This is a genomic window from Streptomyces sp. NPDC013187, from assembly GCF_042899705.1.
Lineage (GTDB): Bacteria > Actinomycetota > Actinomycetes > Streptomycetales > Streptomycetaceae > Streptomyces > Streptomyces hawaiiensis_A.
The window spans coordinates 92043-118283 of the sequence record NZ_JBIBAF010000007.1; the positions used below are offsets into that span (position 1 = coordinate 92043).

A 26241-nucleotide genomic window follows, 5' to 3' on the forward strand; every position below is an offset into this window, starting at 1 on the left:
CTACGCCTTGCGCAGGCGGAACGTCAGGGACAGGCCCTCGTCGGTGAAGGGCTCGCCGTAGGTGTCGTCCGCCTCGCCCTGGGCGAAGTCCGTTGCCAGGACCTCGTCGGCGATCAGACCGGCGTGCTCGGCCAGTGCTTCGGTGACGGCCGGGTCGGTCGCCGTCCAGCGCAGCGCGATGCGGTCGGCCACGTCGAGGCCGCTGTTCTTGCGGGCCTCCTGGATCAGGCGGATCGCGTCCCGGGCCAGGCCCGCCCGACGCAGCTCCTCGGTGATCTCCAGGTCCAGGGCGACCGTCGCGCCCGAGTCGGAGGCCACCGACCAGCCCTCGCGGGGGGTCTCCGTGATGATGACCTCGTCGGGCGCCAGCGTGACGGTCTCGCCGTCGACCTCGACCGACGCGGTGCCCTCGCGCAGGGCCAGGGACAGGGCGGCCGCGTCCGCGTTCGCGACGGCCTTGGCCACGTCCTGGACGCGCTTGCCGAACCGCTTGCCCAGGGCGCGGAAGTTGGCCTTCGCCGTGGTGTCGACCAGGCTGCCACCGACCTCGCTCAGCGTCGCCAGGGACTCGACGTTCAGCTCCTCCGTGATCTGCGTGCGCAGTTCGGAGCCCAGCGCGTCGAAGCCGGTCGCCGCGATCAGCGCGCGGGACAGCGGCTGACGCGTCTTGACGCCCGACTCCGCGCGCGTGGCACGCCCCAGCTCCACCAGGCGGCGCACCAGCACCATCTGCTTCGACAGCTCCGGGTCGATGGCGGTGAGGTCCGCCTCCGGCCAGGACGACAGGTGGACCGACTCGGGGGCGCCCGGGCTGACCGGGACGATCAGGTCCTGCCAGACCCGCTCGGCGATGAACGGGGTCAGCGGAGCCATCAGCTGCGTGACCGTCTCGACGACCTCGTGCAGCGTGCGCAGGGCGGCCTTGTCGCCCTGCCAGAAGCGGCGGCGCGAGCGGCGCACGTACCAGTTGGACAGGTCGTCGACGAACGCGGACAGCAGCTTGCCGGCGCGCTGGGTGTCGTAGGCGTCCAGGGCCTGGGTGACCTGGTCGGTGAGCGCGTGCAGTTCGGACAGCAGCCAGCGGTCCAGGACCGGGCGCTCGGCCGGGGCCGGGTCGGCCTCGGACGGGGCCCAGCCCGCAGTACGGGCGTAGAGGGCCTGGAAGGCGACCGTGTTCCAGTACGTCAGGAGCGTCTTGCGGACGACCTCCTGGATCGTGCCGTGGCCCACGCGACGGGCCGCCCACGGGGAGCCGCCGGCCGCCATGAACCAGCGGACCGCGTCGGCGCCGTGCCGGTCCATGAGCGGGATCGGGTCCAGGGTGTTGCCCAGGTGCTTGGACATCTTGCGGCCGTCCTCGGCGAGGATGTGCCCGAGGCAGACGACGTTCTCGTAGGACGACTTGTCGAAGACGAGCGTGCCGACGGCCATCAGCGTGTAGAACCAGCCGCGGGTCTGGTCGATGGCCTCGCAGATGAACTGCGCCGGGTAGCGGGCTTCGAACAGTTCCTTGTTCTTGTACGGGTAGCCCCACTGCGCGAACGGCATCGAGCCCGAGTCGTACCAGGCGTCGATCACCTCGGGCACGCGCGTGGCCGTCTTGCCGCAGCCGCCCTGCGGGCAGGCGAAGGTGACCTCGTCGATGAACGGGCGGTGCGGGTCCAGGCCCGACTGGTCCGTGCCGGTCAGCTCGGACAGCTCCGCGAGGGATCCGGCGCAGGTGAGGTGGTCGTCCTCGCAGCGCCAGATGGGCAGCGGGGTGCCCCAGTAGCGGTTGCGGGACAGCGCCCAGTCGATGTTGTTGTTCAGCCAGTCGCCGTAGCGGCCGTGCTTGACCGTGTCCGGGAACCAGTTGGTGCCCTCGTTCTCGGCGAGGAGGCGGTCCTTGATCTCCGTGGTGCGGATGTACCAGGAGGGCTGCGCGTAGTAGAGCAGCGCGGTGTGGCAGCGCCAGCAGTGCGGGTAGCTGTGCTCGTACGGGATGTGCTTGAAGAGCAGGCCGCGCTCGTCGAGGGCGGCGGTGAGCTTCTCGTCGGCCTTCTTGAAGAAGACGCCGCCGACGAGCGGGACGCCCTCCTCGAAGGTGCCGTCCGGGCGGACCGGGTTCACGACCGGCAGGCCGTAGGAGCGGCAGACCTTGAGGTCGTCCTCACCGAAGGCGGGGGACTGGTGGACCAGACCCGTGCCGTCCTCGGTGGTGACGTACTCGGCGTTGACCACGAAATGGGCCTCGGCCGGGAACTCCACCAGCTCGAAGGGGCGCTGGTACGTCCAGCGCTCCATCTCGGCGCCGGTGAAGGTCCGGCCGGTGGTCTCCCAGCCCTCGCCGAGGGCCTTGGCCACGAGCGGCTCGGCGACGACGAGCTTCTCCTCGCCGTTCGTCGCCACGACGTAGGTGACCTCGGGGTGGGCGGCGACGGCGGTGTTGGACACCAGGGTCCAGGGGGTCGTCGTCCACACCAGGAGCGCGGCCTCGCCGGCCAGCGGGCCGGAGGTGAGCGGGAAGCGGACGAAGACCGACGGGTCGACGACCGTCTCGTAGCCCTGCGCCAGCTCGTGGTCCGACAGGCCCGTGCCGCAGCGGGGGCACCAGGGGGCGACGCGGTGGTCCTGGACCAGCAGGCCCTTGTTGAAGATCTCCTTCAGCGACCACCAGACGGACTCGATGTACTCGGGGTCCATCGTGCGGTACGGGTCCTGGAGGTCGGTCCAGTAGCCCATGCGGGTCGTGAGCGCCTCGAAGGCGTCCGTGTGCCGGGTCACCGACTCGCGGCACTTCGCGTTGAACTCCGCGATGCCGTAGGCCTCGATGTCCTGCTTGCCGGAGAAGCCGAGCTCCTTCTCGACGGCGAGCTCCACCGGGAGGCCGTGGCAGTCCCAGCCGGCCTTGCGGGCGACGTGGTAGCCGCGCATGGTGCGGAAGCGGGGGAAGACGTCCTTGAAGACGCGGGCCTCGATGTGGTGGGCACCGGGCATGCCGTTGGCGGTGGGCGGGCCCTCGTAGAACACCCACTCGGGGCGGCCCTCGGACTGCTCCAGGCTCTTGGCGAAGATCTTCTGCTCGCGCCAGAAGTCGAGCACGGCGTGCTCGAGGGCGGGCAGGTCGACCTGGGCGGGCACCTGGCGGTACGTCGGCGATGTCATCAGCGGGCTTCCTCCGGCGGACTTGCTGCCTTCCGTCCGGAGGGACGAGAGCTACGTCTGCCTGCGCCGCCTTCGGCGCGCTCCCGCGGTACCACCCTCCTTGGCCCTCCGGCACGGGGTGTGCGCCGGCGAGCCCCCTCATTGGGGTCGCGATGCCGGGTCTACCGGCCGTCGCTCACTGGCTCCGGCTTTCTTCCGGCGGCTCCGGGGTGATCTTCACGTCGCGCTCGCCCCCGGGCTTCCACCGTCCCCGGGTCGCTCTGGGCTGCGTACGCCGCTACTCGTCCCCATCCACGCTTTTCGCTCCGCCCAGTGTACGGCGCCGCGCGGACAGCGGCCGACCGGTTTTCGAGACGGTGGGGATGGGGTGCCGCGTGAGGTGCGATATGGGGTTTGATGACCCGAATAGCACGGTATAGGTGTTCGGATCCTGGGACGTCCGGCTCGGCGGATTACCGGGCGGGGAGCTGGGCACAACGGATGCAGGTTCGCCGCGCGGCGTGCGCGAGGCGGGCGAATCGAGCGGTGTGCCCCGTTGCCGCGGGACTCGAGTCGATTTATCGTCCCAGCACGATTCGCGAGCAAGATCACAATATGTGAAGGGGCCGCGGCCATGGTGGCGAAGAAGACCGCCGTACAGCAGCCGGCGTCCGGCACGTCCGCGAAGGCCTCCGGCGGCGCTGCGAAGGACGTGGGCGGGAAGAAGTCCACGCAGGGGGGATCGGCGGAGCGGGGGCCGGCCGAGCGGGCTGGGGGGAAGCGGACGGCAGGGAAGAAGCCGTCGGCCGGGAAGGTCACCTCGGCCGAGAAGGCGAGCGTCGGGAAGACGAGCGTCGGGAAGACGAGCGTCGGGAAGACGAGCGTCGGGAAGACGAGCGTCGGGAAGGCGGCCGGCGCGAAGGCGGCCGGCAGGAAGGCCGCCGTCAAGAAGGCCCCGGGCGAGAAGGGCGCCGGAGCGAAGGCGGCAGGCGCTGAGGCCGCCGCCAAGAAGGCCCCGGGCGTGAAGGGCGCCGGAGGCAAGAGCACCACCACGAAGAGCGCGGCCGGGAAGGGCGCTGCCCCGACCGGCGCGGTCACACAGGACACGGCCGCGACCAGCACGGCCAAGAAGGCGGGTGCGGCCGAGGCCGCGCAGCAGACGGGAGCGACGACGGTGGTTGCGAAGAAGACTCCTGGCCCGGCCACGGCGGCGAAGACCGCCGTTCCCAAGGCACGGGTCGCCGCGGCGGAGCCCGGCGAGCTCGCGGTACGCCCCGGCGAGGACCCCTGGACGGCGGAGGAGGTCGAGGAGGCGCGGTCCGAGCTGACCTCCGAGGAGACCCGGCTGCGTGAGGAGATCACGTCGTCGGAGCGGTCCCTCGCGGGCCTGATGCGGGACTCCGGGGACGGCGCGGGCGACGACCAGGCGGACACCGGCACCAAGAACATCACCCGCGAGCACGAGCTGGCCCTGGCCGCCAACGCGCGCGAGATGCTCCTCCAGACCGAGCGCGCCCTGGAACGCCTGCACGCGGGCACCTACGGCCTGTGCGAGAACTGCGGCAGCCCCATCGGCAAGGCACGTATGCAGGCCTTCCCGCGGGCCACGCTCTGCGTGGAGTGCAAGCAGAAGCAGGAGCGCCGGTACTGACCGGCCGCCGAATGCCTCCTGAGCACGTAGGACGCGCAGGGCGTGCCGTACCCTCGTCCTCAGTCAGGCACCTAGGTTGAGGGACTCACGTGGCAGAGGCGGAGCGCATCATCGGTACGCCGGACACACCGGACGCGGCCGGGGGCGGCAAGGAGCGGCCCGACGCCGAGGGCACCCCGGCCGGGGAGCCCGGCACCGACCCGGCGGCCGGGTCGGGAACGTCCGGTACCGGCGAGCCGGAGGCCACCGCCGGGCGGCCCCGGGGCAAGCGCCGGATCGCGGTGCTGTTCGCCGTCGCCGCGTTCGCCTACGCCCTCGACCTGATCAGCAAGCTGATCGTGGTCGCCAAGCTGGAGCACCACCCGCCCATCGAGATCGTCGGGGACTGGCTGAAGTTCGAGGCGATCCGCAACGCGGGCGCGGCCTTCGGCTTCGGCGAGGCCTTCACCGTGATCTTCACCATGATCGCGGCGGCGGTGATCGTGGTGATCGCCCGCCTCGCCCGCAAGCTCTACAGCCTGCCCTGGGCGATCGCGCTCGGCCTGCTGCTCGGCGGTGCGCTGGGCAACCTCACCGACCGGATCTTCCGGGCGCCGGGCGTCTTCGAGGGGGCGGTCGTGGACTTCATCGCGCCCAAGCACTTCGCCGTCTTCAACCTGGCCGACTCGGCGATCGTGTGCGGCGGCATCCTGATCGTGCTGCTGTCGTTCAAGGGCCTCGACCCGGACGGGACCGTCCACAAGGACTGAGCGCGCGTACGGCCCCGTCGTGGCCGTCCGGCATACTCGACGGGTGAGCACGATTCCCGAGATCCGTACCCTGCCCGTGCCCGACGGCCTGGAGGGCGAGCGCGTCGACGCCGCCATCTCCCGCATGTTCGGCTTCTCCCGTACCAAGGCGGCCGAGCTCGCCGCCGCGGGGAAGGTCACGGTCGACGGGTCGGTGGTCGGCAAGTCGGAGCGCGTGCACGGCGGCGCCTGGCTGGAGGTCGAGATGCCGCAGGCGCCCGCGCCGGTGCAGATCGTCGCCGAGCCGGTCGAGGGCATGGAGATCGTGCACGACGACGACGACGTGGTCGTGATCGTCAAGCCGGTCGGTGTCGCCGCGCATCCCAGCCCGGGCTGGACCGGGACGACCGTGATCGGTGGGCTCGCCGCCGCCGGGTACCGCGTCTCTACCTCCGGCGCCGCCGAGCGCCAGGGCATCGTGCACCGGCTCGACGTGGGCACCTCGGGGCTGATGGTCGTGGCCAAGTCGGAGCGGGCGTACACCTCGCTCAAGCGCCAGTTCAAGGAGCGCACGGTCGACAAGCGGTACCACACGCTCGTCCAGGGCCACCCCGACCCGACCAGCGGCACCATCGACGCGCCCATCGGCCGGCACCCCCAGCACGACTACAAGTGGGCCGTCACCGCCGAGGGCAAGCCGTCCGTCACGCACTACGACCTCATGGAGGCGTTCCGCGCGGCCTCCCTGCTCGACGTGAAGCTGGAGACCGGCCGCACGCACCAGATCCGCGTCCACATGGCCGCGCACCGGCACCCCTGCGTCGGCGACCTCACCTACGGAGCCGACCCGACGCTCGCCAAGCGCCTCGGCCTGACCCGGCAGTGGCTGCACGCGGTACGGCTCGGCTTCGAGCACCCCGGGGACGGGCAGTGGGTGGAGTTCTCCTGCGACTACCCGGAGGACCTGCAGAAGGCCCTCGACCAGGTCCGCGAGGAGACCTGGGCGTGAGCACCCCGTACGTGGTGCGGGTCGCCGAGGACCCGGCCGATCGGGAGGCGTGCTTCGCGGTGCGCAAGGAGGTCTTCGTCGGCGAGCAGGGCGTGCCCGAGGACATCGAGTACGACGCGTACGACGCCGGCGCGGTCCATGTGCTGGCGGTCCGTGAGGACGGTGTGGCGCTCGGGACCGGTCGGTTGCTGCACGGGGAGGCGGCCGTCGCGCAGACCGGCGGGGCCCCGTCCGTGGGCTCCCTCGGCAGGCTCGCCGTGGCGGGCCCCGCGCGCGGACTCGGTGTCGGCGCCGCCCTGGTGCGGGCCATCGAGGACGTGGCACGCGCGCGAGGGCTGACGGCCGTGGACCTGCACGCGCAGACGCACGCACTCGGTTTCTACGAGCGGCTCGGGTACGAGCCCTATGGGCCCGAGTACTTGGAGGCGGGCATTCCGCACCAGGGGATGCGGCGTTCGCTTTAGCCCCACGTGGTGGGTGCCGAAACGGTTTGTCCCGGGAGTTGCGTGGCAGGCTTGAGGTCAGTCGTGTGAACATTTGACCTTCCGGAGCGCTGACCGTGGATCAGTTGGCCCTGCTGTTCGTGCTGCTGCTCGGGGCCGTGATCAGTGTCCCCGTCGGGGACCGGTTCAAGGTGCCCGCCCCGGTGCTGATGACGCTCCTGGGGATAGTCCTCGCGTTGCTCCCGTTCGTGCCGAACGTCGAGATCGCGCCGGACCTGATCCTGCCGCTGCTGCTGCCGCCCCTGCTGTACGCCGCCGTGCGGCGCACGTCCTGGCGGCAGTTCGCGGCGAACAAGAGGCCGATCTTCCTGCTCGCCGTGGCGCTGGTGTTCGTCACCATGGCCTGCGTGGCCGCCGTGGCCGACGCCATCGTGCCGGGGCTGCCGCTCGCCGCGGCGTTCGCGCTGGGCGCGCTGGTGGCCCCGCCGGACCCGGTCGCGGCGACCGCCGTGGCCGGGCAGTTGGGGCTGCCGCGCCGGCTGGTGTCGATCCTGGAGGGCGAGGGACTGTTCAACGACGTGACGGCCATCGTCCTCTACCACGTGGCGATCGCCGCGGCCGTCAGCGGGACGTTCTCGCCCTGGAAGGCCGGGCTCGACCTGGTGTTGTCGGCCGTGGTGGCGGTGGCCGTGGGGCTCGCGCTGGGCTGGGGCGCCAACAAGCTGATGGAGGTGCTCGGCGACGCGACCCTGCAGATCGGGCTGACCCTGCTGGTGCCGTACGCCTCGTACGTCATGGCCGAGGAACTGCACGGGTCCGGAGTGCTCGCCGTGCTCACCACCGCGCTGTTCCTCGCGGAGTACGGCTCCGACGCCGACGACGTCATGACGCGGCTGGCCGGGCACACCTTCTGGAACATCGTCGACACCCTCGTCACCGGAGTGGCGTTCGGGCTGGTCGGTCTTGAGCTGCACAACGCGATCCGCACGGCCTCCGGGCGGTGGGGCGAGCTGCTCTGGTGGGCGGCGGTGGTGGTGGTCGTCGTCGTGTTCGCCCGGCTGCTGTGGCTGCTGCCGGCGACCTGGCTGACGAAGCGGCTGCACGCGCGGCGGGACTACGACGAGGACATCCCGGTGAGCTGGCGCGAGACCGTGGTGATGTGGTGGTCGGGGATGCGCGGAGTGGCCTCGGTGGCGCTGGTGCTGGCCATTCCGCTGGAGACCGACTCGGGGGTGCCGTTCCCCAGCCGGGACGAGATCATCTTCATCGCGTTCGGGGTGATCATGGCGACACTGGTGCTGCAGGGCCTGACGTTGCCGTGGCTGGTGCGGCGGCTCGGGGTGAAGGCCGACACGGATCAGGAGAAGGAGTTCGCCAAGGCGCTCGCCATCCGGGCGGCCAAGGCGGCGAAGCAGCGGCTGCGGGAGATCGAGGGGAGCGAGGAGCTGCCGGAGGAGCTGTCCGAGCAGATGCTGCGGCGGGCTTACGACATCGGCGTGCGGATCAGTCCCGAACTCGCCGAGGACGAGCGCCGGGAGGCGTACCGGGAGGGGGCCCGGCGGGTGAAGCGGGTGCGGCGGATCCAGCAGGAGATGCTGAGCGCGGCGCGGCACGAGGTGCTGGCGGCGCGCAGCGAGCCCGGGGCGGATCCCGAGGTGGTCGACCGGGTTCTGCGGCACCTCGACGTCCGTAGCCTGCGGTGAGCCGGCCGCTCCGGCTGCCGGTTTGACGGCGGGCGGCCGGGGCGTCGTAGGGTCGTCCACATGGCACGGAATGTAGTAATCAGTGGCGGAGGTACGGGAATTGGGCTCGCGGCGGCCCGGGTGTTCGCCGCCGGCGGGGACCGGGTGCTGCTGCTCGGGCGGCGGGCCGAGGTGCTGGAGAAGGCCGAGGTGCCCGGCGCGCTGACGTACGCGGCCGATCTCGCCGAGCCGGAGGACGTGCGCGGTGTCGCCGCCTTCGTGGAGCGCGAGCTGGGGCCCGTGGACGTGCTCGTGCACAGTGCCGGTGGCAGCGGACTGCTCGAACCGGAGGCCCCGGAGGGCGATCCCCTCGCGGCCGTCGCACACACCTGGAACGTGAACTTCCGGCTCAACACTCTGACCGCGGTCCTGCTCACCGAGGCGCTGAAGCCGCGGCTCGCCGAGCCCGGTGGCCGGGTGCTGTTCCTCAGCTCCATCGCCGCCTACCGGGGATCCGGAAGCGGGGCGTACGCGGCGGCCAAGGCGGGGCTGCATCCCTATGCCCACGATCTGGCCCGGGAGCTGGGGCCGCGCGGCATCACCGCGAACGTGGTCGCGCCCGGGTACATCGAGGACACCGAGTTCTTCGGTGACGCGATGGCCGAGGAGCGCCGCAACCGGCTCATCGGCGAGACGTCGAACGGGCGGGCCGGGACCCCGGGGGACGTCGCCGAGACCCTGCACTGGCTGGCGTCCCCGGGCGCCGGGCACATCACCTCGCAGATCATCCAGGTCAACGGCGGCGCCGAGCGCGGCCACTGACCCGATAGTCAGGTCGACGGCGGCGCCGAGCGCGGCCACTGACCCGATAGTCAGGTCGACGGCGGCGCCGAGCGCGGCCACTGACCCGACAGTCAGGCAGTCAGGTCGACGGCGGCGTAGGGCGCGGCCACTGACCCGACAGCACGGAGGAGGGCTGCCCGCGGCGCGGGCAGCCCTCCGGTCGTCCGTACGGGCGTCGGCCCGTGCCGTCAGTGCCCCGGCCGTCCGGAGCCGTTTCCGTGATAGCGGCGCTGCTGGGCCGGCACGGCCTCCGGGGACGGGCGGTGGCCGTTGCTGCGGGAGGACGGCGGGAGGATCGCGTCCGCCGTGTTGACCCGGGGCAGCGCGTACGGGTGCTCGTCCGCCAGCCAGCTGAGCATCTGCTCGCGGACCGTGACCCGCACCGTCCAGATGTCGTCCGCGTCCTTGCCCGTCACCAGGGCCCGCACCTCCATGGTGCTCGGGGTGCTGTCCGTGACGGTCAGGTTGTAGGCACGGCCGTCCCAGGCCGGGCACTCGCGCAGGATGTCGCGCAGCTTCTCGCGCATCGCTTCCACCGGCGCGGAGTGATCGACGTGCCAGAAGACAGTGCCGGTCATCTGCGGGGTGCCGCGCGACCAGTTCTCGAACGGCTTGGACGTGAAGTACGACACCGGCATGGTGATGCGGCGCTCGTCCCAGGTGCGGACGGTCAGGAACGTCAGTGTGATCTCCTCGACCGTGCCCCACTCGCCGTCCACGACCACGGTGTCGCCGATGCGCACCATGTCGCCGAAGGCGATCTGCAGCCCGGCGAACAAGTTGCCCAGCGTGGACTGGGCGGCGACACCGGCGACGATGCCGAGGATGCCCGCCGAGGCCAGGAGCGAGGCGCCCGCGGCCTTGAACGCCGGGAACGTCAGCAGCATCGTGGCCGCGGCCACCACGGCGACGATCGCGGAGACCACCCGCATGATCAGCGTCACCTGGGTGCGCACCCGGCGCACCCGGGCCGGATCGCGCTGGGCGTGCCCGTTGGCGTAGCGGCTGTAGGACGTCTCGACGATCGCGGCCGCGATCCGGATGACCAGCCAGGCGGCGGAACCGATCAGCAGCAGTGTCAGCGTCCGGCCGATGCCGTCCCGGTGGTTCTCCAGCAGTTGCGCCTCGTCGTACGAGCCTCTCAGCAGGGCCGCGAACAGCACGAGCTGGTACGGGATGCGGCCACGGCGGAGAGAACCCCACAGGGGGGTCTCGTGGTGCCGTGCGTCGGCCTTGCGCAGCAGGAAGTCGGTCGCCCAGCCGATCACCAGCGTGAGCACGACCGAGCCACCGACCACGATCAGCGGTCGTAGCAGGTTCTCCATGCCACCGAACCTAACCGGCTCCCGGGGGGCATGAACATGTGACTTCCGTTGCGTCATGGGTAGTGCCGCGATCCCGGCTCGTCACACCCGGCTGGCACCATGGCCTCATGAACATCATGCTCTTTCACTCGACCTTCGGGCTGCGGCCCGCGGTGCTCCGGGCCGCTGACCGACTGCGCTCGGCCGGACACGAGGTGTGGACACCCGACCTCTTCGAGGGACGCACCTTCGAGGAGGTCGAGGAGGGCATGGAGCACAAGGAGAAGATCGGCAAGGAGGAGCTGCTGAAGCGGGCCGTGCTGGCCGCCGCGCCCTACTCCGAGCGCGGGCTGGTGTACGCCGGGTTCTCGCTCGGCGCCTCCATCGCGCAGACCCTCGCCCTCGGCGACGAGAAGGCGCGCGGCCTGCTCCTCCTGCACGGCACGTCGGACATCGCGCCGGACGTCACGGCCCCGGACCTGCCGGTCCAGCTGCACGTGGCGGAGCCGGACCCGTTCGAGACGGACGACTGGCTGAGCGCCTGGTACCTCCAGATGGGCCGCACCGGCGCCGACGTCGAGGTGTACCGGTACGCCGGGGCCGGCCACCTCTACACCGACCCCGACCTGCCGGACTACGACGAGGAGGCCGCCGAGGCCACCTGGCGGGTGGCGCTCGGCTTCCTCGAAACCCTGTAGCGGCGGTTACACCGGGTCGTAGGTGCGCTCGACCTTCTGCGTGCCGCTGCGGGTGCGGTACGAGCGGGACCACTTGGCCGTCGCGTCGCGCTTCGCGCGGTCGGAGATGACGTAGAAGTCCATCTGCGCGCGCTCGGCCGTGATGTCCAGGACGCCGAAGCCGTGCCGGTCGGTGTCGACCCAGTGGACATGGCGGTTGGCGGCGCGGATGACCGGCGCGGCGACCGCGGAGACCGTGCCCTCCGGGACCTTCACGATGTCGTCGAGGTTGTCGGAGGTGACCGACGTGACGACGAACTCCGTGGCGGCCGACGGGGACAGCGGATACGTCCCGGCGTCCACCGGCACGTCGTTGGCCCAGGCCATGTGGATGTCGCCGGTGAGGAAGACCGTGTTGCGGATCGCGTTCGTCCGCAGATGCGCCAGGATCTCGCGGCGGTCGTCGGTGTAGCCGTCCCACTGGTCGGTGTTGAGGGCGAGGCCCTCCTGGGGCAGGCCCAGCAGCTTGGCCAGCGGCTTCAGCAGGTCGGCGGAGAGCGAGCCGATGGCGAACGGCGAGATCATCACCGAGTTGCCGACCAGGCGCCAGGTGGTGTCGGAGGACGTCAGCCCCGCCTTGAGCCAGTCGAGCTGGGCGCGGCCGGTGAGCGTGCGGTCCGGGTCGTCGACCTCGCCGTTGCCGACCTTCACCTGCTGCGAGCGGAAGGAGCGCAGGTCCAGCAGCGAGAGGTCGGCCAGTTTGCCGAAGCGCAGTCGGCGGTAGGTGGTGCCCGCGATCGCCGGGCGCACCGGCATCCACTCGAAGTAGGCCTGCTTGGCGGCGGCCTGACGGGCGGACCAGGTGCCCTCGGCGCCCTCCGTGTGGTTCTCCGCGCCGCCCGCGAAGGCGTCATTGGCGAACTCGTGGTCGTCCCAGATCGCGACGACCGGGGCCGTGGCGTGCAGCGCCTGGAGGTCCGGGTCGGTCTTGTAGCGCGCGTGCCGGATGCGGTAGTCGGCGAGCGTGACGATCTCGTGGGCCGGGGCGTGCGGGCGGACGACCTTGCCGCGGGTGCCGTACTCACCGGTGCCGTACTCGTAGATGTAGTCGCCCAGATGCAGCCAGGCGTCCAGGTCGCCGCGGGCCGCGAGGTGCCGGTAGGGGGAGAAGTAGCCGGCCTCCCAGTTGGCGCAGGAGACGACGCCGAAGCGCAGGCCCGTCACGGCCGCGTCGTGCGCGGGGGCGGTGCGGGTGCGCGCGGTGGGGGAGTCGGTGCCACCGGCGGAGAAGCGGAACCAGTAGTCGGTGCCCGGCTCGAGGCCGCGGATGTCGGCCTTCACGGTGTGGTCGGAGGCGGCCGTGGCGGTGGTGGTGCCCTTGGCGACGACGGTGGTGAACGCCTTGTCCGCGGCGACGACCCAGTTCACCTCGGTGTCCGGGCCGACTCCGGAGCCGGGTATCGCCTCGGGCACCGGCGTGACGCGGGTCCACAGCAGGACGCCGTCCGGCAGCGGGTCACCGGAGGCGACGCCGTGCAGGAAGGCGGGCGCCTGGTCGACGGCGCGCGCGGGCAGGGTCGCCGCCAGCGGGCCGGCCAGGACAGCGGTCGCCGCCGCGGCCTTGACGACCGTACGGCGGCGCGGGGTGAGGGAGTTGATGCCCTCTGACGTATTCGATGATCTGTATCGACTGGTCACGACCGATCAGGTTACTGGTCGGTATGGGCCGGAGCGGGCGAACTCCGGAAGTTCGCCCGCTCTTCACATGCCGACCGGTCCCTGACCAGCCGTCACTTCTTGAGGGCCTCGCCCACGACCCGGTTGAAGTCGGCCACCGTCATCAGCGGTGTGCCCTGGCTGTCGGCGGTGAGCTGCTTGCCGTCCATGACGAAGCCCGGGGTGCCCTGCACGCCGTCCTTGTTGTCGTCGAAGGTCTTGGACATGGCCATCGCCCAGGCGTCGTACGTGCCCTTCTCGACAGCGTCCTGGAACTTCTTGTTGTCCTTCAGCTCGGGGACGGTGTTCGCGACCTTGATGAGGTAGCTGTCGTCCTTGAACTTGTCGGTCGTCTCCTCCGGGTGGTACTTCGCCGAGTACAGCGCGGCCTTGTAGTCGAGGAACGCCGTGTCGCTCACGTTCAGCGCGGCGCCCAGGGCGCTCAGCGCGTTCTTGGAGCCCTCGCCGTTGTCCTTGTTGTCGATGAAGGTGGCGCCGATGAACTGCATCTTGAACTTGCCGTCGTCGATGTCCTTCTTCACGGTCGGGCCGACGGTCTGCTCGAACTGGGCGCACACGGGACAGCGCGGGTCCTCGTAGATCTTCAGCGTCTTCTTCGCCGAGTCCTTGCCGATGACGACCGTGGTGCCGTCGGTGCCCGTGGTGTTGGCCGGCGTGACGACCTTCTCGTCCTTGACCGCCTCCCAGTGGGTGGGCTTGTTGGCCTGGACGACGGCGTAGCCGATGCCGCCGGCTATCGCCAGGACGCCGACGATCGAGCAGGCGACGATGACCTGCCGCTTCGTCTTCGCCCGCTTGGCCTCGCGCTCACGCTCGACGCGCAGCCGCTCGCGGGCCGCCGTCTTCGCCGACTGGCTGTTGCGCTTGCTCATGGTGATGTTCTCCGTAGGGGACGCGCACACCTGTGTGTGCGGGATACGTAGGGGGGACTGCCGGTGCTCGAAAGTGCCGCAGTGCGGCGAAGGTGCCGCCCGCGACGGCGGGCGCCTTACGCGAAGGCGAGTGCCTTACGCGAAGGCAGGTGCCTTCTCAATGCGCGAAGGCGGGTGAGCAGGGCGGTCCACGCCGTCCCAGGGAGTACGCGAGGATCCGGTCGCGGGCGGTGGGCGTGCGGTCGGCGGCACGCGCCGGCAGACGCCGCCCGGCCGGGGTCCGCTCCACCGCGACCGCGGCGACCGCCAGCAGCAGCGGCCGGAACGTGGTCGCCGTCACCGCCCGCAGCAGCTGGGCCAGGGCCCGCTCGCCGCGGCGCAGCCAGACGGCGGCGAGAAGCCCGACGCCGATGTGCGCGCCGAGCAGCAGCCAGGCGGTGGCCGGGTCGGCATGGGCGACCGCGGCGGCGAGCCGGTCGGTGCCGGTGGCCCCGGCCATCCTGGCCAGGGGCGTGCCGACCTCGCCGCCGCAGAGCACGTCCAGGCCGACCGAGCGCAGGGGACCGGCGATCGGGCCGCCCGCCCGGCCGTAACAGGCGTGCTGCCCGGTGGTGAACACCGTGTCGGCGGCCAGTTCCAGCGGGATCAGCAGGCCCGCGATCCTCCCGAAGGAGCGCTCGCGGCCCGCCAGGGCGAACGCGATCGCGAACACGGCGGCGGCGACCGCGGCCACCGTGCTCACCGGCAGCGGGGCCCCGGACAGCAGCACGTGCGACGCGGTGCTGAGCGTCACGACCACGGCCGTGAACAGCGCCGCGCGTACGGCTCTGAGCTGGATCCCGGATATGTCCATAGCGAGAGGAGAGTCTGTCATGGGGGACGGTAAGGGACCCCTAAAGGATGCCTGTGAGTGAGCCGTCGGCCAAGGACCGACGTCCGGGCCGCCGCCGGAGCCGCTACAGGCCCGGGATCCGTCCATTGCGGAACAGGTCCACGAAGGTCTGGTGGTCGGCACGCGCGCGGGCGCCGTAGCTGTGCGCGAAGTCGACCAGCAGGGGTGCGAAACCCTCCTCGTCGGCCGCGATCGCCGCGTCGATGGCCCGCTCCGTGGAGAACGGCACCAGGGACTCGCCGGACTGGTCGTCCGCCGCCGCGTGCATCGTGGCCGTCGCCCGGCCGAGGTCGGCCACCACCTGGGCGATCTCCTCCGGGTCGTCGATGTCGCCCCAGTCGAGGTCGACCGCGTACGGCGAGACCTCGGCGACCAGCTGGCCCGCGCCGTCCAGCTCGGTCCAGCCCAGCCACGGGTCGGCGTGCGCCTGGAGGGCGCGCTGGGAGATGACCGTGCGGTGCCCCTCGTGCTGGAAGTAGTCGCGGATCGCCCGGTCCGTGACGTGCCGGGAGACCGCCGGGGTCTGGGCCTGCTTGATGTAGATCACGACATCGTTCTCCAGGGCGTCGCTGTGCCCCTCCAGCAGGATGTTGTACGACGGCAGCCCCGCCGAGCCGATGCCGATGCCGCGCCGGCCGACGACGTCCTTCACGCGGTAGGAGTCGGGGCGGGTCAGCGAGCTGTCCGGCAGCGTCTCCAGGTAGCCGTCGAAGGCGGCGAGCACCTTGTAGCGCGTGGCCGCGTCCAGCTCGACGGAACCGCCTCCCGCGGCGAAGCGGCGTTCGAAGTCGCGGATCTCCGTCATCGAGTCCAGCAGGCCGAAGCGGGTCAGCGAGCGAGCGTCACGCAGCGCGTCCAGCAGCGGGCCCTGCGCCGTGTCCAGCGTGAACGGCGGCACCTCGTCGCTCTTCGCCCCCGTCGCCAGGGCGTGGATCCGCTCGCGGTAGGCGACCGCGTAGATGGTCACCAGCTCCGAGATCTGCTCGTCGCTGAGCGCCTTCGCGTACCCGATCAGCGCGATGGAGGCGGCCAAACGCTTCAGGTCCCAGGTGAAGGGGCCGACGTAGGCCTCGTCGAAGTCGTTGACGTTGAAGATCAGGCGGCCGTTGGCGTCCATGTACGTGCCGAAGTTCTCCGCGTGCAGGTCGCCGTGGATCCACACGCGCGAGGTGCGCTCGTCCAGGTACGGCCCGCCCCGCTTCGACCCGAACTGATCAGATTCGGTGAGGTCGTGGTAGAACAGGCCGGCCGTGCCCCGGTAGAACGCGAAGGCCGAGGCCGCCATCTTCCGGAACTTCACGCGGAACGCGGCCGGGTCGGCGGCCAGGAGTTCGCCGAAGGCGGTGTCGAAGACGGCGAGGATCTCCTCACCGCGGTGCTCGCCGTCGAGCTGCGGGAACGACATCGCTGGGTGCCTCCTGGTGCATGCGTGTCAGGGCGGCAGGTCCGCCCTGAAGCCTAACGTGCGGCGGTCCGTGGGAGTGCCCGCGAACCCTCGCACGAAGGTACGCGGGTCAGCCCTCGAGGTGTCAGTGCCGAGGCATAGACTTCGACGCTGTCCCCCAGACTGTCCGCAGCCTGCCGGGCCCCATGTGTCGTATGTTTCCTCTGGAGGCCGCAGCCGTGTCAAAGCCGCCGTTCACGCACCTGCACGTCCACACCCAGTACTCGCTGCTGGACGGTGCCGCGCGGCTGAAGGACATGTTCAACGCGTGCAACGAGATGGGCATGACGCACATCGCCATGTCCGACCACGGCAACCTGCACGGGGCGTACGACTTCTTCCATTCCGCGCAGAAGGCCGGAGTCACCCCGATCATCGGGATCGAGGCGTATGTCGCGCCCGAGTCCCGGCGCAACAAGCGCAAGATCCAGTGGGGCCAGCCGCACCAGAAGCGGGACGACGTCTCTGGTTCCGGTGGTTACACCCACAAGACGATGTGGGCCGTGAACAGCACCGGCCTGCACAACCTCTTCCGGCTCTCCTCCGACGCGTACGCCGAGGGCTGGCTGCAGAAGTGGCCCCGGATGGACAAGGAGACCATCGCCCAGTGGTCCGAGGGGATCGTCGCCTCCACCGGCTGCCCCTCCGGCGAGGTCCAGACCCGGCTGCGCCTCGGCCACTTCGACGAGGCCCTGAAGGCCGCCGCCGACTACCAGGACATCTTCGGCAAGGACCGCTACTTCCTGGAGCTGATGGACCACGGGATCGAGATCGAGCACCGGGTCCGCGACGGCCTCCTGGAGATCGCCAAGAAGCTCGGCATCCCCCCGCTGGTCACCAACGACTCGCACTACACGTACGCGCACGAGGCGAGCGCCCACGACGCGCTGCTGTGCATCCAGACCGGCAAGAACCTGTCCGACCCCGACCGCTTCCGGTTCGACGGCACCGGCTACTACCTGAAGTCCACCGACGAGATGTACGCCATCGACTCCTCGGACGCCTGGCAGGAGGGCTGCGCCAACACCCGGCTCATCGCCGAGATGGTCGACACCACGGGCATGTTCCAGAAGCGCGACCTCATGCCCAAGTTCGACATCCCCGAGGGGTACACCGAGGTCAGCTGGTTCCGCGAGGAGACCCTGCGCGGCATGCACCGCCGCTTCCCGGACGGCATCCCGGACGACCGCATGAAGCAGGTCGAGTACGAGATGGACACCATCATCTCGATGGGCTTCCCGGGCTACTTCCTCGTGGTCGCCGACTTCATCATGTGGGCCAAGAAGCAGGGCATCGCGGTCGGCCCCGGCCGAGGCTCCGCGGCCGGCTCGATCGTCGCCTACGCCCTCGGCATCACCGACCTCGACCCCATCCCGCACGGCCTGATCTTCGAGCGGTTCCTCAACCCCGAGCGCATCTCCATGCCCGATGTCGACATCGACTTCGACGAGCGCCGGCGCGTCGAGGTGATCCGCTACGTGACGGAGAAGTACGGCGCCGACAAGGTCGCCATGATCGGCACGTACGGCACCATCAAGGCCAAGAACGCGATCAAGGACTCCGCGCGCGTGCTGGGCTACCCGTACGCGATGGGTGACCGCCTCACCAAGGCCATGCCCGCCGACGTCCTCGGCAAGGGCATCAACCTCGACGGCATCACCAACCCCGAGCACCCCCGCTACTCGGAGGCGGGCGAGATCCGGGCGATGTACGAGAACGAGCCGGACGTGAAGAAGGTCATCGACACCGCCAAGGGCGTCGAGGGCCTGGTCCGGCAGATGGGCGTGCACGCCGCCGGCGTGATCATGTCCAGCGAGACCATCACCGACCACGTGCCCGTCTGGGTCAGGCACACGGACAAGGTCACCATCACCCAGTGGGACTACCCGAGCTGTGAGTCGCTCGGCCTGCTGAAGATGGACTTCCTCGGCCTGCGCAACCTGACGATCATGGACGACGCCGTCAAGATGGTGAAGTCCAACAAGGGGATCGACATCGATCTCCTGAGCCTCCCGCTCGACGACCCCACGACCTTCGAACTGCTCCAGCGCGGCGACACCCTCGGAGTCTTCCAGTTCGACGGCGGCCCCATGCGCTCCCTGCTCCGGCTGATGAAGCCGGACAACTTCGAAGACATCTCCGCCGTGTCGGCCCTGTACCGCCCGGGGCCGATGGGCATGAACTCCCACACCAACTACGCGCTGCGCAAGAACGGCCAGCAGGACATCACGCCCATCCACAAGGAGCTCGAAGAGCCCCTCAAGGAGGTCCTGGACGTCACCTACGGCCTGATCGTCTACCAGGAGCAGGTGCAGAAGGCCGCCCAGATCATCGCCGGCTACTCGCTCGGCGAGGCCGACATCCTCCGCCGCGTGATGGGCAAGAAGAAGCCCGAGGAACTGGCGAAGAACTTCGTCCTCTTCCAGGAGGGCGCCCGCAAGAAGGGCTTCAGCGACGAAGCCATCCAGGCCCTGTGGGACGTGCTTGTCCCCTTCGCCGGCTACGCGTTCAACAAGGCGCACTCCGCCGCGTACGGACTCGTCTCCTACTGGACGGCGTACCTCAAGGCGAACCACCCCGCCGAGTACATGGCCGCGCTGCTCACGTCCGTGAAGGACGACAAGGACAAGTCGGCCGTCTACCTCAACGAGTGCCGGCGCATGGGCATCAAGGTCCTCCCGCCGGACGTCAACGAGTCGATGTCCAACTTCGCGGCCCAGGGCGACGACGTGATCCTCTTCGGCCTCTCCGCCGTGCGCAACGTCGGCACGAACGTGGTCGAGTCGATCATCAGGTGCCGCACGTCCAAGGGGAAGTACGTCTCCTTCCCGGACTACCTCGACAAGGTGGAGGCGGTGGTCTGCAACAAGCGCACCACCGAATCGCTGATCAAGGCCGGCGCCTTCGACGCGATGGGCCACACCCGCAAGGGCCTCACCGCGCACTACGAACCGATGATCGACAACGTGGTCGCGGTCAAGCGCAAGGAGGCCGAGGGGCAGTTCGACCTCTTCGGCGGCATGGGCGAGGCCGAGACCAGCGAACCGGGCTTCGGACTCGACGTGGAGTTCTCGCCCGACGAGTGGGACAAGACCTATCTGCTCGCCCAGGAGCGGGAGATGCTCGGTCTGTACGTCTCCGACCACCCGCTGTTCGGCCTGGAGCACATCCTGTCCGACAAGGCGGACGCGGGCATCTCCCAGTTGACCGGCGGCGACTATTCCGACGGTTCCGTGGTCACCATCGGCGGCATCATCTCCGGCCTGCAGCGCAAGATGACCAAGCAGGGCAACGCCTGGGCCATCGCCACCGTCGAGGACCTCGCCGGTTCGATCGAGTGCATGTTCTTCCCCGCGACCTACCAGCTCGTCTCGACGCAACTCGTCGAGGACGCCGTGGTGTTCGTCAAGGGCCGCCTCGACAAGCGCGAGGACATCCCGCGGCTCGTGGCGATGGAGCTGATGATCCCGGACCTGTCGAACGCGGGCACCAACGCACCCGTGGTCCTCACCATCCCGGCCACCCGCGTCACCCCGCCGCTGGTCAGCCGCCTCGGCGAGGTCCTCAGCCACCACAAGGGCGACAGCGAGGTCCGGATCAAACTCCAGGGACCGACCAAGACGACCGTGCTGCGGCTGGACCGGCACAGGGTGAAGCCGGATCCGGCGCTCTTCGGTGACCTGAAGGTGCTGCTCGGACCGTCCTGCCTGGCGGGGTGAGGCCGTCCTGCCTCGCCCGGTGAGACCGTCCTGCGCGGCCGGGTGAGGCGGGGCTCTTGATGCGCTTGAGGGGCGTACCCGGAACCGGGTACGCCCCTCGTGCATGTGCGTGGGCTCAACACCCCGTCACACAGGCGTCAGTTGTGGCCGAAGCTGCGCTTTCGCTTGGCCGACGCCATCTCGCCGGGGGTCGCCTCGACCTCGGGCTGGGGCTCCGTCTGCGAGGCGGGGCTGCGGTCGGCCCGCTGGCCACGCTCGGTCGGACGCTGCTGCTTACGGTCACGGTTCTTGTTCTTGGCCATGGTGATGCCTCCTGTGGGGGACTAGGGGCCAGGGCCGGGACCAGATTCACACAGGCCGACAACGATCGCATGTCGGACAATTACCGTGCGTGACAGGGGTGGTCGGGGCCGGAGGTCCGGAAACGCCACGCCGAAGATCGAGTTCCGGCCGTTAACCTCCGCGCCGTCGGGCAGACTCGAAGCGAGCCCGAAGCAAACCTCCTGGGAAGAGGGTGAGTCGCGTGGACCGCTGCATCGTCCTGGTGGACGCTGGGTATCTGCTGGGAGCCGCGGCGAGTCTCCTCGCCGGGGAGCCCTCGCGGTCCCGCATCACCGTCGACCACACCGCCCTCATCCAGGGGCTGCGTGAGCGCGCCGAATCCGACACCCAGCAGCCGCTGCTGCGCATCTACTGGTTCGACGGCGCCCCCGACCGCGTCCCGCAGCCCGAGCACCGCAGGCTGCGCGTGATGCCCCGGGTCACCGTCCGGCTCGGCGCCCTGACCCGCAGCGACGGCCGCTGGGCGCAGAAGGGCGTGGACGCGGCGATGCACGCCGAGCTCACCGAACTGGCCCGCAACCGCGCCTGCTCCGACGTCGTCCTCGTCACCGGCGACGGCGATCTGCTGCCCGGCATGATGGCCGCCAAGGAGCACGGCGTCGCCGTCCACCTGTGGGCCGTCCAGGCCGCCGACGGCGACTACAACCAGTCCGAGGACCTGGTCGCCGAAGCCGACGAGCGGCGCGTGCTGGACCGTACGTGGATCACCAAGGCCGTCCGCGCCAAGGACGTCACCGGGGTGTGCGCGCCGCAGCCCGCGCCCCGGCCCGAGATCGCCGCCATTCTCTCCGCGCCGCTGCCCGAATCCGCGCTCGGCACCGCGCCCGACAGGTCCGCCCCACAGCCCCGGCACCAGGAGGACGGCCCCGGGCGGAACGGCTCCGAGGAGCGGGTGCCCGCCCCCAAAGGCGTTCCCACGCCCAAAGACCTGGCCGCCCTGCGCGCCCCCGGCGCCCAGCCCGCCCAGCAGCCCGCCTCCGCCACCCTCCGGTGGTCCTCCGACAAGGGCTGGGTCGACCGGCCCACGGCCGAGCCCCCCGAGGCCGCCTCGATGCCGACGCTCGCCCAGCTGACCACGGCCGAGCAGCGCTGGGCCGACCGCGAGGAGGACATCACCACCGTCGGCGGTGACCCCTTCGAGGTGGGGCAGGTCTTCGCCCGGCGCTGGGTGGAGCGCCTCGGCGACCAGACCCACCTGCCGAAACTGTCCGGGATGTACCCCCGCATCCCGCACCGCGTCGACGGGGAGCTGCTGCGCTACGCGGCCCGCTTCGGCCTGCTCGCCCACAAGGACGACCAGATCGACGAGCGGGACCGGTACGCCATCCGGGCCGGTTTCTGGCGGGAGATCAGCGTGCGCACGGGCGTGGAGCACCCGCCCGTCGAGGCCTGAGTTCTTTGCCGACGGATTTCCCGGTACGGACCGACCCGAGAGCGGACCGGGGTCGCCGACCCCGTAGTCTCGTCCCTTGTGAGTAAGCGCGCGGCACAGGCATTTCGGCACGATGGTGACGTCGTGTGCGCGGTGCGCGGGCTGACCAAGACCTATCCGGCGGTCCGGGCCCGGCGCGGCACTCCCGCAGCGCCCGAGGTCCGGGCCACGGACGACGTGACGCTGGACATCCGCCGCGGGGAGATCTTCGGCCTGCTCGGTCCGAACGGCGCCGGCAAGTCCACCCTCGTGCGCCAGCTCACCGGGCTGATGCGCCCCGACCGCGGCGGTGTGGAGATCCTCGGCCACGACATCGTGCGCCACCCCGAGCGGGCCGCGCGGATCCTCGCCTACCTCGGGCAGGAGTCGACCGCCCTCGACGAGCTGACCGTGTCGCTCGCCGCCGAGACCACAGGGCGGCTGCGCGGCCTGGACGTACGGCAGGCGCGGGCCGAGCGGGACGCCGTCCTCGACGAGCTGGGCCTCACGCCGCTCGCCGGACGGCCGCTGAAGAAGCTCTCCGGGGGCCAGCGGCGTCTGGCGTGCTTCGCGGCGGCGCTGGTGGGGGAGCGGCCGCTGCTGGTGCTCGACGAGCCGACCACCGGCATGGACCCGGTGGCGCGGCGGGCCGTGTGGTCCGCCGTCGACCGGCGCAGGGCCGAACGCGGGACGACCGTGCTGCTCGTGACGCACAACGTCATCGAGGCCGAGACGGTGCTGGACCGGGTGGCCGTCCTCGACCGGGGGCGGGTGATCGCCTGTGACACCCCCGCCGGGCTGAAGGAGCAGGTCGCCGGTGAGGTGCGCGTCGACCTGGTGTGGCGGGACGCGGCTCCACTGCACGTGCCCGAGGTGGCCGCGCTGAAGGACCGTGTCGTGGAGTCGGGCCGCCGCTGGACGCTCCGGCTCGGGCCCGAGGAGGCCCGGGCGGTCGTCGCGACCGTCACCGGCGGGGCCGCGTTCGCCGCCCTGGACGACTTCACCCTGGCCACGCCGAGCCTGGAGGACGTGTACCTCGCCCTCGGCGGTGCCGTGCAGCAGGGGCTGGTGAAGGTGTGAACACCAGGGCGCCGGACGCGCGGACCGTGAGCACAGCGGCCGTCGGATCCGTACCGAACAGGCGACTGCCGCAGTGGACCCGAGCGAAGGGGAGCAGCGCGACGTGAGTGTCGTACCCGCCGATGTCCTGCCGGGCAGTGCCCTGGCCGCTGAGAGGCCCGCCGCGGGCGCGGCCGAGCTCGGGCCCCGGGCGCGGCTGTGGCCGTCGCTGGCGGCCGTGTACCGGGCCCAGCTCTCCCGGGCGAGGGTGGCGCGGATCCCGCTGCTGTTCGTGGCGACCTTCCAGTCGGTCGGGATCATGATCCTGATGCGCGGGGTCGTGGACGACGGGGCGGAGGCGCAGGCCGTCGTCGCCGGGTCGTCGGTCCTGGTGGTCGCCTTCGTCGCGCTGAACCTGCTCGCGCAGTACTTCGGGCAGCTGCGGGCCAGCGGTGGGCTCGACCACTACGCGACGCTGCCCGTGCCGCCGGCGGCGGTGGTGCTGGGTGCGGCGGGGGCGTACGCGTCGTTCACCGTGCCGGGGACCGTCGTGACCGCGGTGTTCGGCTGTGTGCTGTTCGGGCTGCCGATGGCCCATCTGTGGGTCCTCATGGCCGTGATCCCGCTCGCGGGCGCCGCGCTCGCCGGGCTCGGCGCGGCGCTGGGCCTGCTCGCGCCCCGGCCGGAACTGGCCACGCTGCTCGGGCAGCTGGGCATGTCGGCGGCGCTGCTGCTGGGCGTGCTGCCGGCGGACCGGATGCCGGAGGTCGTGCGCTTCGCGCGGGACCTGCTGCCGTCGACGTACGGCGTGGAGGCCTTCGCGCGCACGTTCGGGCCGCATCCCGACTGGGCCTTCGTGCTCGGGGACCTCGCGGTGTGCGGGGCCGTGGGCGTCGTCTCGCTGGCCGTGGCGACCTGGGCGTACCGCAGGGCGGCCGTCCGTTGAGCACGGAGGAGTCGTCCGGTGACGCGGCACGCAGGCGGGCCTGGCACGATGGCAGGGTGACCGCACCACTGACTCCGCCCCCGCCGCCGCATGGACACTCCGCACAGGGTTCGTGGCAGCCGCCGGACGCCGGGCCCGTGGCGCCCGGATCCCAGCACGCCGAGTACGCCGGCCCCGGCTGGTACGGACAGGACGGCCCCGGGATGAAGACGGAACTGCGGGAGGCCGCGGTGATCGCCGTGGCCGTGGCGCTCGGCGGGGTGCTGCTCGGAGTGCTGTGGTGGTGGCTCGCGCCGCACGTGCCGCTGGTCGGCGACGTGGTGGAGAAGAACTGGGTCGTCTTCCTCAAGGACACCGAGGGGGAGCAGGCGATCGGCGTCGACGGCACGTTCACGCTGCTCGGGCTGGCCTTCGGGGCGGTCAGCGCGGTGGTCGTCTTCCTGCTGCGGCGGCGCGGGGGAGTGCCCCTGGTGGTGGGGCTGGCCCTCGGAGGGCTGCTCGGGTCACTGCTCGCCTGGCGGCTCGGCGTGTGGCTCGGCCCCGCCGAGGACGTGATCGCGCACGCGCGGGAGGCCGGGCGGGGCGTGACCTTCGACGCGCCGCTGAAGCTGGGCGCGAAGGGAGCACTCCTGGCGTGGCCGCTGGCCGCACTGGTGCTGCACCTCGGGCTCATGGCGCTGTTCGGCCCCCGCGACCCGGAGCCGGAGTTCCCGTCCGGCCCGTATCCGCAACCGCCCGCGGGCAACGAGCGATAGACGCCGGGACCGGAGGCCGCCGAGCCGCCGATGGCCGATGGGTGCCGGGGTCGGCTGCCGGTGGGTGGGCTTGCCGTCAAGGGCCGACGGGCGCCGGAGCCGGTCGCCGCTGAGGCCCATGGGTGCCGGGGTCGGCTGCCGGCGGGTGGGCTTGCCGTCAAGGCCCGACGGGCGTCGGAGCCGGTCGTCGCTGAGGCCCATGGGTGCCGGGGTCGGCTGCCGGCGGGTGGGCTTGCCGTCAAGGGCCGACGGACGTCGGAGCCGGTCGCCGCTGAGGCCCGTCGTGCCGGGGGCGCCTGTCGTCGGCGGCCGTCGGGATGCCCCGATCGCCGATGGACGCCGCCACCGTCCGCCGCTACCGGCCGATAGGGGCCAGTACCGCCTCGGTCAGCTTCTGCAGGTCCTCCAGGGTGAGTTCGACCTCCAGGCCCCTCCTGCCCGCCGACACGCAGATCGTCGCGTGTGCCGACGCCGAGGCGTCGAGGACCGTCGGCAGCTTCTTGCGCTGGCCCAGGGGGGAGATGCCGCCGCGGACGTAGCCCGTCGTGCGCTCCGCCAGGGCCGGGTCGGCCATCGCCGCGCGCTTGCCGCCCACGGCCGCCGCCAGGGCCTTCAGGTCCAGTTGGCCCGCCACCGGGACCACCGCGACCGTCAGGGTGCCGTCGACGTCCGCGACCAGGGTCTTGAAGACGCGGTCGGGGGAGACGCCCATGGCCTCGGCCGCCTCCTCGCCGTAGGAGGGGTGCGCGGGGTCGTGGTCGTAGGAGTGGACCGTGTAGGCCGCGCCCGCCGCCGTGAGGGCCACCGTCGCGGGAGTGCCGCCCGGCTGCTGTTTCTTCGACTTCTTCGCCATGCCGATCCGCTCAGTTGAGGCTCATCGGGCCGCGCGTCAGCTCCGACGCCGGCAACGACGGCAGACTACGGATGATCGCCGTCTCGGAGCGAAGGAGTTTCAGCTCGTCGCGCAGGCGGGACGCGGTGTCCGGGGACTGGAGCAGGCGCTGTTTGGTCGGGGTGTCCAGCATCATGGCGGCCGCCACGAGGTACGACACCACGCCCGGCTCGTCCGGCAGGTCGGCCCCCGTGGCAAGGGACCGCTCCCGCGCCCCGGCCAGCCGCTTCTGGTACTGGCGGAACGACCGCAGCACCCCCTCCGCCAAGGGCGCGGCCTCGTCTCCCGGTTCCTCCTCCAGCGGCTCCAGCTCGGCCGTCAGGAAGGGCCCGGACGCCTCCACCGACAGCAGCTTCACCCGGGTCGTGCCGGTCGCCAGCACCTCGAAGGAACCGTCGGTGCGCTCCCGGATCGTCGCCGCGTCCGCGATGCAGCCCACCTTGTGGAACGCCTTCACCGGGTCCGTGCCGAAACCGGCCGCCGGTCCCCGCTCGGGCAGGGCCGTCGGGTCGGGCATGCCGGGCGCGCTCGGGGCCACCTCGTGGCCGTCGCGGATCGCCACGACGGCGAACCGGCGCGGCTCGTCCTCGGGCGTCTTCAGCAGTTCGCGCATCATGGCGCGATACCGCTCCTCGAAGACGTTGAGCGGGAGCACGAGCCCCGGGAACAGCACCGAGTTCAGGGGGAAGAGGGGGAGCCGGACGGTGGTCAC

General features: G+C 71.1%; 21 protein-coding genes. 12 read left to right on the forward strand and 9 right to left on the reverse strand.

Annotated elements, in window-relative coordinates:
- The gene (gene ileS / locus ACFY5B_RS16070) at nucleotides 1–3144 is read right to left on the reverse strand and encodes an isoleucine--tRNA ligase (protein ID WP_389969355.1); all 3144 of its coding nucleotides are present in this window, start codon (nucleotides 3142–3144) and stop codon (nucleotides 1–3) included.
- A gap of 613 nt (nucleotides 3145–3757) precedes the next feature.
- On the opposite strand from ileS, the gene ACFY5B_RS16075 reads away from it, so the two are divergent.
- The 6 genes from ACFY5B_RS16075 to ACFY5B_RS16100 all read left to right on the forward strand — a co-directional run bounded on the left by ACFY5B_RS16075 (nucleotide 3758) and on the right by ACFY5B_RS16100 (nucleotide 9458).
- A complete protein-coding gene (locus ACFY5B_RS16075; protein WP_389969357.1) occupies nucleotides 3758–4774 on the forward strand; it encodes a TraR/DksA family transcriptional regulator in 1017 nt (338 codons plus the stop codon).
- Between the two features lie 89 nt (nucleotides 4775–4863).
- A complete protein-coding gene (lspA, locus tag ACFY5B_RS16080) occupies nucleotides 4864–5523 on the forward strand; it encodes a signal peptidase II (RefSeq protein WP_389969359.1) in 660 nt (219 codons plus the stop codon).
- A 43-nt stretch (nucleotides 5524–5566) separates the two neighbouring features.
- The gene (locus tag ACFY5B_RS16085) at nucleotides 5567–6511 is read left to right on the forward strand and encodes an RluA family pseudouridine synthase (RefSeq protein ID WP_389969361.1); all 945 of its coding nucleotides are present in this window, start codon (nucleotides 5567–5569) and stop codon (nucleotides 6509–6511) included.
- Nucleotides 6508–6975, forward strand: coding sequence for a GNAT family N-acetyltransferase (locus tag ACFY5B_RS16090; protein WP_389969363.1), 468 nt, complete (start codon nucleotides 6508–6510; stop codon nucleotides 6973–6975). Before ACFY5B_RS16085 ends, ACFY5B_RS16090 begins: the two co-directional genes overlap by 4 nt.
- A 95-nt stretch (nucleotides 6976–7070) precedes the next feature.
- Nucleotides 7071–8657, forward strand: a complete 1587-nt coding sequence (locus ACFY5B_RS16095; protein ID WP_389969365.1) for a Na+/H+ antiporter — start codon at nucleotides 7071–7073, stop codon at nucleotides 8655–8657.
- Between the two features lie 60 nt (nucleotides 8658–8717).
- Nucleotides 8718–9458, forward strand: a complete 741-nt coding sequence (locus ACFY5B_RS16100; protein WP_389969367.1) for an SDR family NAD(P)-dependent oxidoreductase — start codon at nucleotides 8718–8720, stop codon at nucleotides 9456–9458.
- 209 nt (nucleotides 9459–9667) lie between these two features.
- Here the strand turns inward: ACFY5B_RS16100 and ACFY5B_RS16105 are convergent, their stop codons facing one another.
- The gene (locus ACFY5B_RS16105; protein ID WP_389969369.1) at nucleotides 9668–10804 is read right to left on the reverse strand and encodes a mechanosensitive ion channel family protein; all 1137 of its coding nucleotides are present in this window, start codon (nucleotides 10802–10804) and stop codon (nucleotides 9668–9670) included.
- 38 nt (nucleotides 10805–10842) lie between these two features.
- On the opposite strand from ACFY5B_RS16105, the gene ACFY5B_RS16110 reads away from it, so the two are divergent.
- Entirely contained in the window at nucleotides 10843–11481 is a 639-nt protein-coding gene (locus tag ACFY5B_RS16110; protein WP_389969371.1) for a dienelactone hydrolase family protein, read from the forward strand.
- A 6-nt stretch (nucleotides 11482–11487) separates the two neighbouring features.
- Here the strand turns inward: ACFY5B_RS16110 and ACFY5B_RS16115 are convergent, their stop codons facing one another.
- The 4 genes from ACFY5B_RS16115 to ACFY5B_RS16130 form a co-directional block, all read right to left on the reverse strand.
- The gene (locus ACFY5B_RS16115) at nucleotides 11488–13158 is read right to left on the reverse strand and encodes an alkaline phosphatase D family protein (protein ID WP_389969373.1); all 1671 of its coding nucleotides are present in this window, start codon (nucleotides 13156–13158) and stop codon (nucleotides 11488–11490) included.
- A 92-nt stretch (nucleotides 13159–13250) separates the two neighbouring features.
- Nucleotides 13251–14069, reverse strand: coding sequence for a thioredoxin domain-containing protein (locus tag ACFY5B_RS16120; RefSeq protein WP_388245603.1), 819 nt, complete (start codon nucleotides 14067–14069; stop codon nucleotides 13251–13253).
- A gap of 157 nt (nucleotides 14070–14226) precedes the next feature.
- Entirely contained in the window at nucleotides 14227–14922 is a 696-nt protein-coding gene (locus ACFY5B_RS16125; RefSeq protein WP_389969928.1) for a hypothetical protein, read from the reverse strand.
- Between the two features lie 103 nt (nucleotides 14923–15025).
- Entirely contained in the window at nucleotides 15026–16366 is a 1341-nt protein-coding gene (locus ACFY5B_RS16130; protein ID WP_389969375.1) for a DUF2252 domain-containing protein, read from the reverse strand.
- 218 nt (nucleotides 16367–16584) lie between these two features.
- Between ACFY5B_RS16130 and dnaE the strand changes: the two genes are divergently transcribed.
- Nucleotides 16585–20124 carry a DNA polymerase III subunit alpha gene (gene dnaE, locus ACFY5B_RS16135; RefSeq protein ID WP_389969377.1) on the forward strand — a complete coding sequence of 1180 codons (3540 nt, stop codon included), beginning with the start codon at nucleotides 16585–16587 and terminating at the stop codon, nucleotides 20122–20124.
- A gap of 137 nt (nucleotides 20125–20261) precedes the next feature.
- Here the strand turns inward: dnaE and ACFY5B_RS16140 are convergent, their stop codons facing one another.
- Complete coding sequence (locus tag ACFY5B_RS16140; protein ID WP_167526560.1) at nucleotides 20262–20426, reverse strand: hypothetical protein; 165 nt, start codon at nucleotides 20424–20426, stop codon at nucleotides 20262–20264.
- A gap of 221 nt (nucleotides 20427–20647) precedes the next feature.
- Between ACFY5B_RS16140 and ACFY5B_RS16145 the strand changes: the two genes are divergently transcribed.
- The 4 genes from ACFY5B_RS16145 to ACFY5B_RS16160 all read left to right on the forward strand — a co-directional run bounded on the left by ACFY5B_RS16145 (nucleotide 20648) and on the right by ACFY5B_RS16160 (nucleotide 24637).
- Complete coding sequence (locus ACFY5B_RS16145; RefSeq protein WP_389969379.1) at nucleotides 20648–21859, forward strand: NYN domain-containing protein; 1212 nt, start codon at nucleotides 20648–20650, stop codon at nucleotides 21857–21859.
- A gap of 123 nt (nucleotides 21860–21982) precedes the next feature.
- Complete coding sequence (locus ACFY5B_RS16150) at nucleotides 21983–22957, forward strand: ABC transporter ATP-binding protein (RefSeq protein WP_389969381.1); 975 nt, start codon at nucleotides 21983–21985, stop codon at nucleotides 22955–22957.
- A 103-nt stretch (nucleotides 22958–23060) separates the two neighbouring features.
- Nucleotides 23061–23882, forward strand: coding sequence for an ABC transporter permease (locus ACFY5B_RS16155; RefSeq protein WP_344457061.1), 822 nt, complete (start codon nucleotides 23061–23063; stop codon nucleotides 23880–23882).
- A gap of 56 nt (nucleotides 23883–23938) precedes the next feature.
- Nucleotides 23939–24637, forward strand: a complete 699-nt coding sequence (locus ACFY5B_RS16160; protein ID WP_389969384.1) for an AAA family ATPase — start codon at nucleotides 23939–23941, stop codon at nucleotides 24635–24637.
- 355 nt (nucleotides 24638–24992) lie between these two features.
- Here the strand turns inward: ACFY5B_RS16160 and ybaK are convergent, their stop codons facing one another.
- Entirely contained in the window at nucleotides 24993–25490 is a 498-nt protein-coding gene (gene ybaK / locus ACFY5B_RS16165) for a Cys-tRNA(Pro) deacylase (protein ID WP_389969386.1), read from the reverse strand.
- A 10-nt stretch (nucleotides 25491–25500) separates the two neighbouring features.
- Nucleotides 25501–26241: an LON peptidase substrate-binding domain-containing protein gene (locus ACFY5B_RS16170; RefSeq protein ID WP_351632358.1), complete on the reverse strand. Its 741-nt coding sequence runs from the start codon at nucleotides 26239–26241 to the stop codon at nucleotides 25501–25503.

Bases quoted from the DNA above. Each gene is read 5' to 3' on its own strand.
- ACFY5B_RS16075 (WP_389969357.1), top strand. From the start codon at position 3,758: ATGGTGGCGAAGAAGACCGCCGTACAGCAGCCGGCGTCCGGCACGTCC.
- ACFY5B_RS16130 (WP_389969375.1), bottom strand. From the start codon at position 16,366: ATGTCGTTCCCGCAGCTCGACGGCGAGCACCGCGGTGAGGAGATCCTC.
- ACFY5B_RS16120 (WP_388245603.1), bottom strand. From the start codon at position 14,069: ATGAGCAAGCGCAACAGCCAGTCGGCGAAGACGGCGGCCCGCGAGCGG.
- ACFY5B_RS16125 (WP_389969928.1), bottom strand. From the start codon at position 14,922: ATGGACATATCCGGGATCCAGCTCAGAGCCGTACGCGCGGCGCTGTTC.
- ybaK (WP_389969386.1), bottom strand. From the start codon at position 25,490: ATGGCGAAGAAGTCGAAGAAACAGCAGCCGGGCGGCACTCCCGCGACG.
- ACFY5B_RS16105 (WP_389969369.1), bottom strand. From the start codon at position 10,804: ATGGAGAACCTGCTACGACCGCTGATCGTGGTCGGTGGCTCGGTCGTG.
- ACFY5B_RS16100 (WP_389969367.1), top strand. From the start codon at position 8,718: ATGGCACGGAATGTAGTAATCAGTGGCGGAGGTACGGGAATTGGGCTC.
- ileS (WP_389969355.1), bottom strand. From the start codon at position 3,144: ATGACATCGCCGACGTACCGCCAGGTGCCCGCCCAGGTCGACCTGCCC.
- ACFY5B_RS16140 (WP_167526560.1), bottom strand. From the start codon at position 20,426: ATGGCCAAGAACAAGAACCGTGACCGTAAGCAGCAGCGTCCGACCGAG.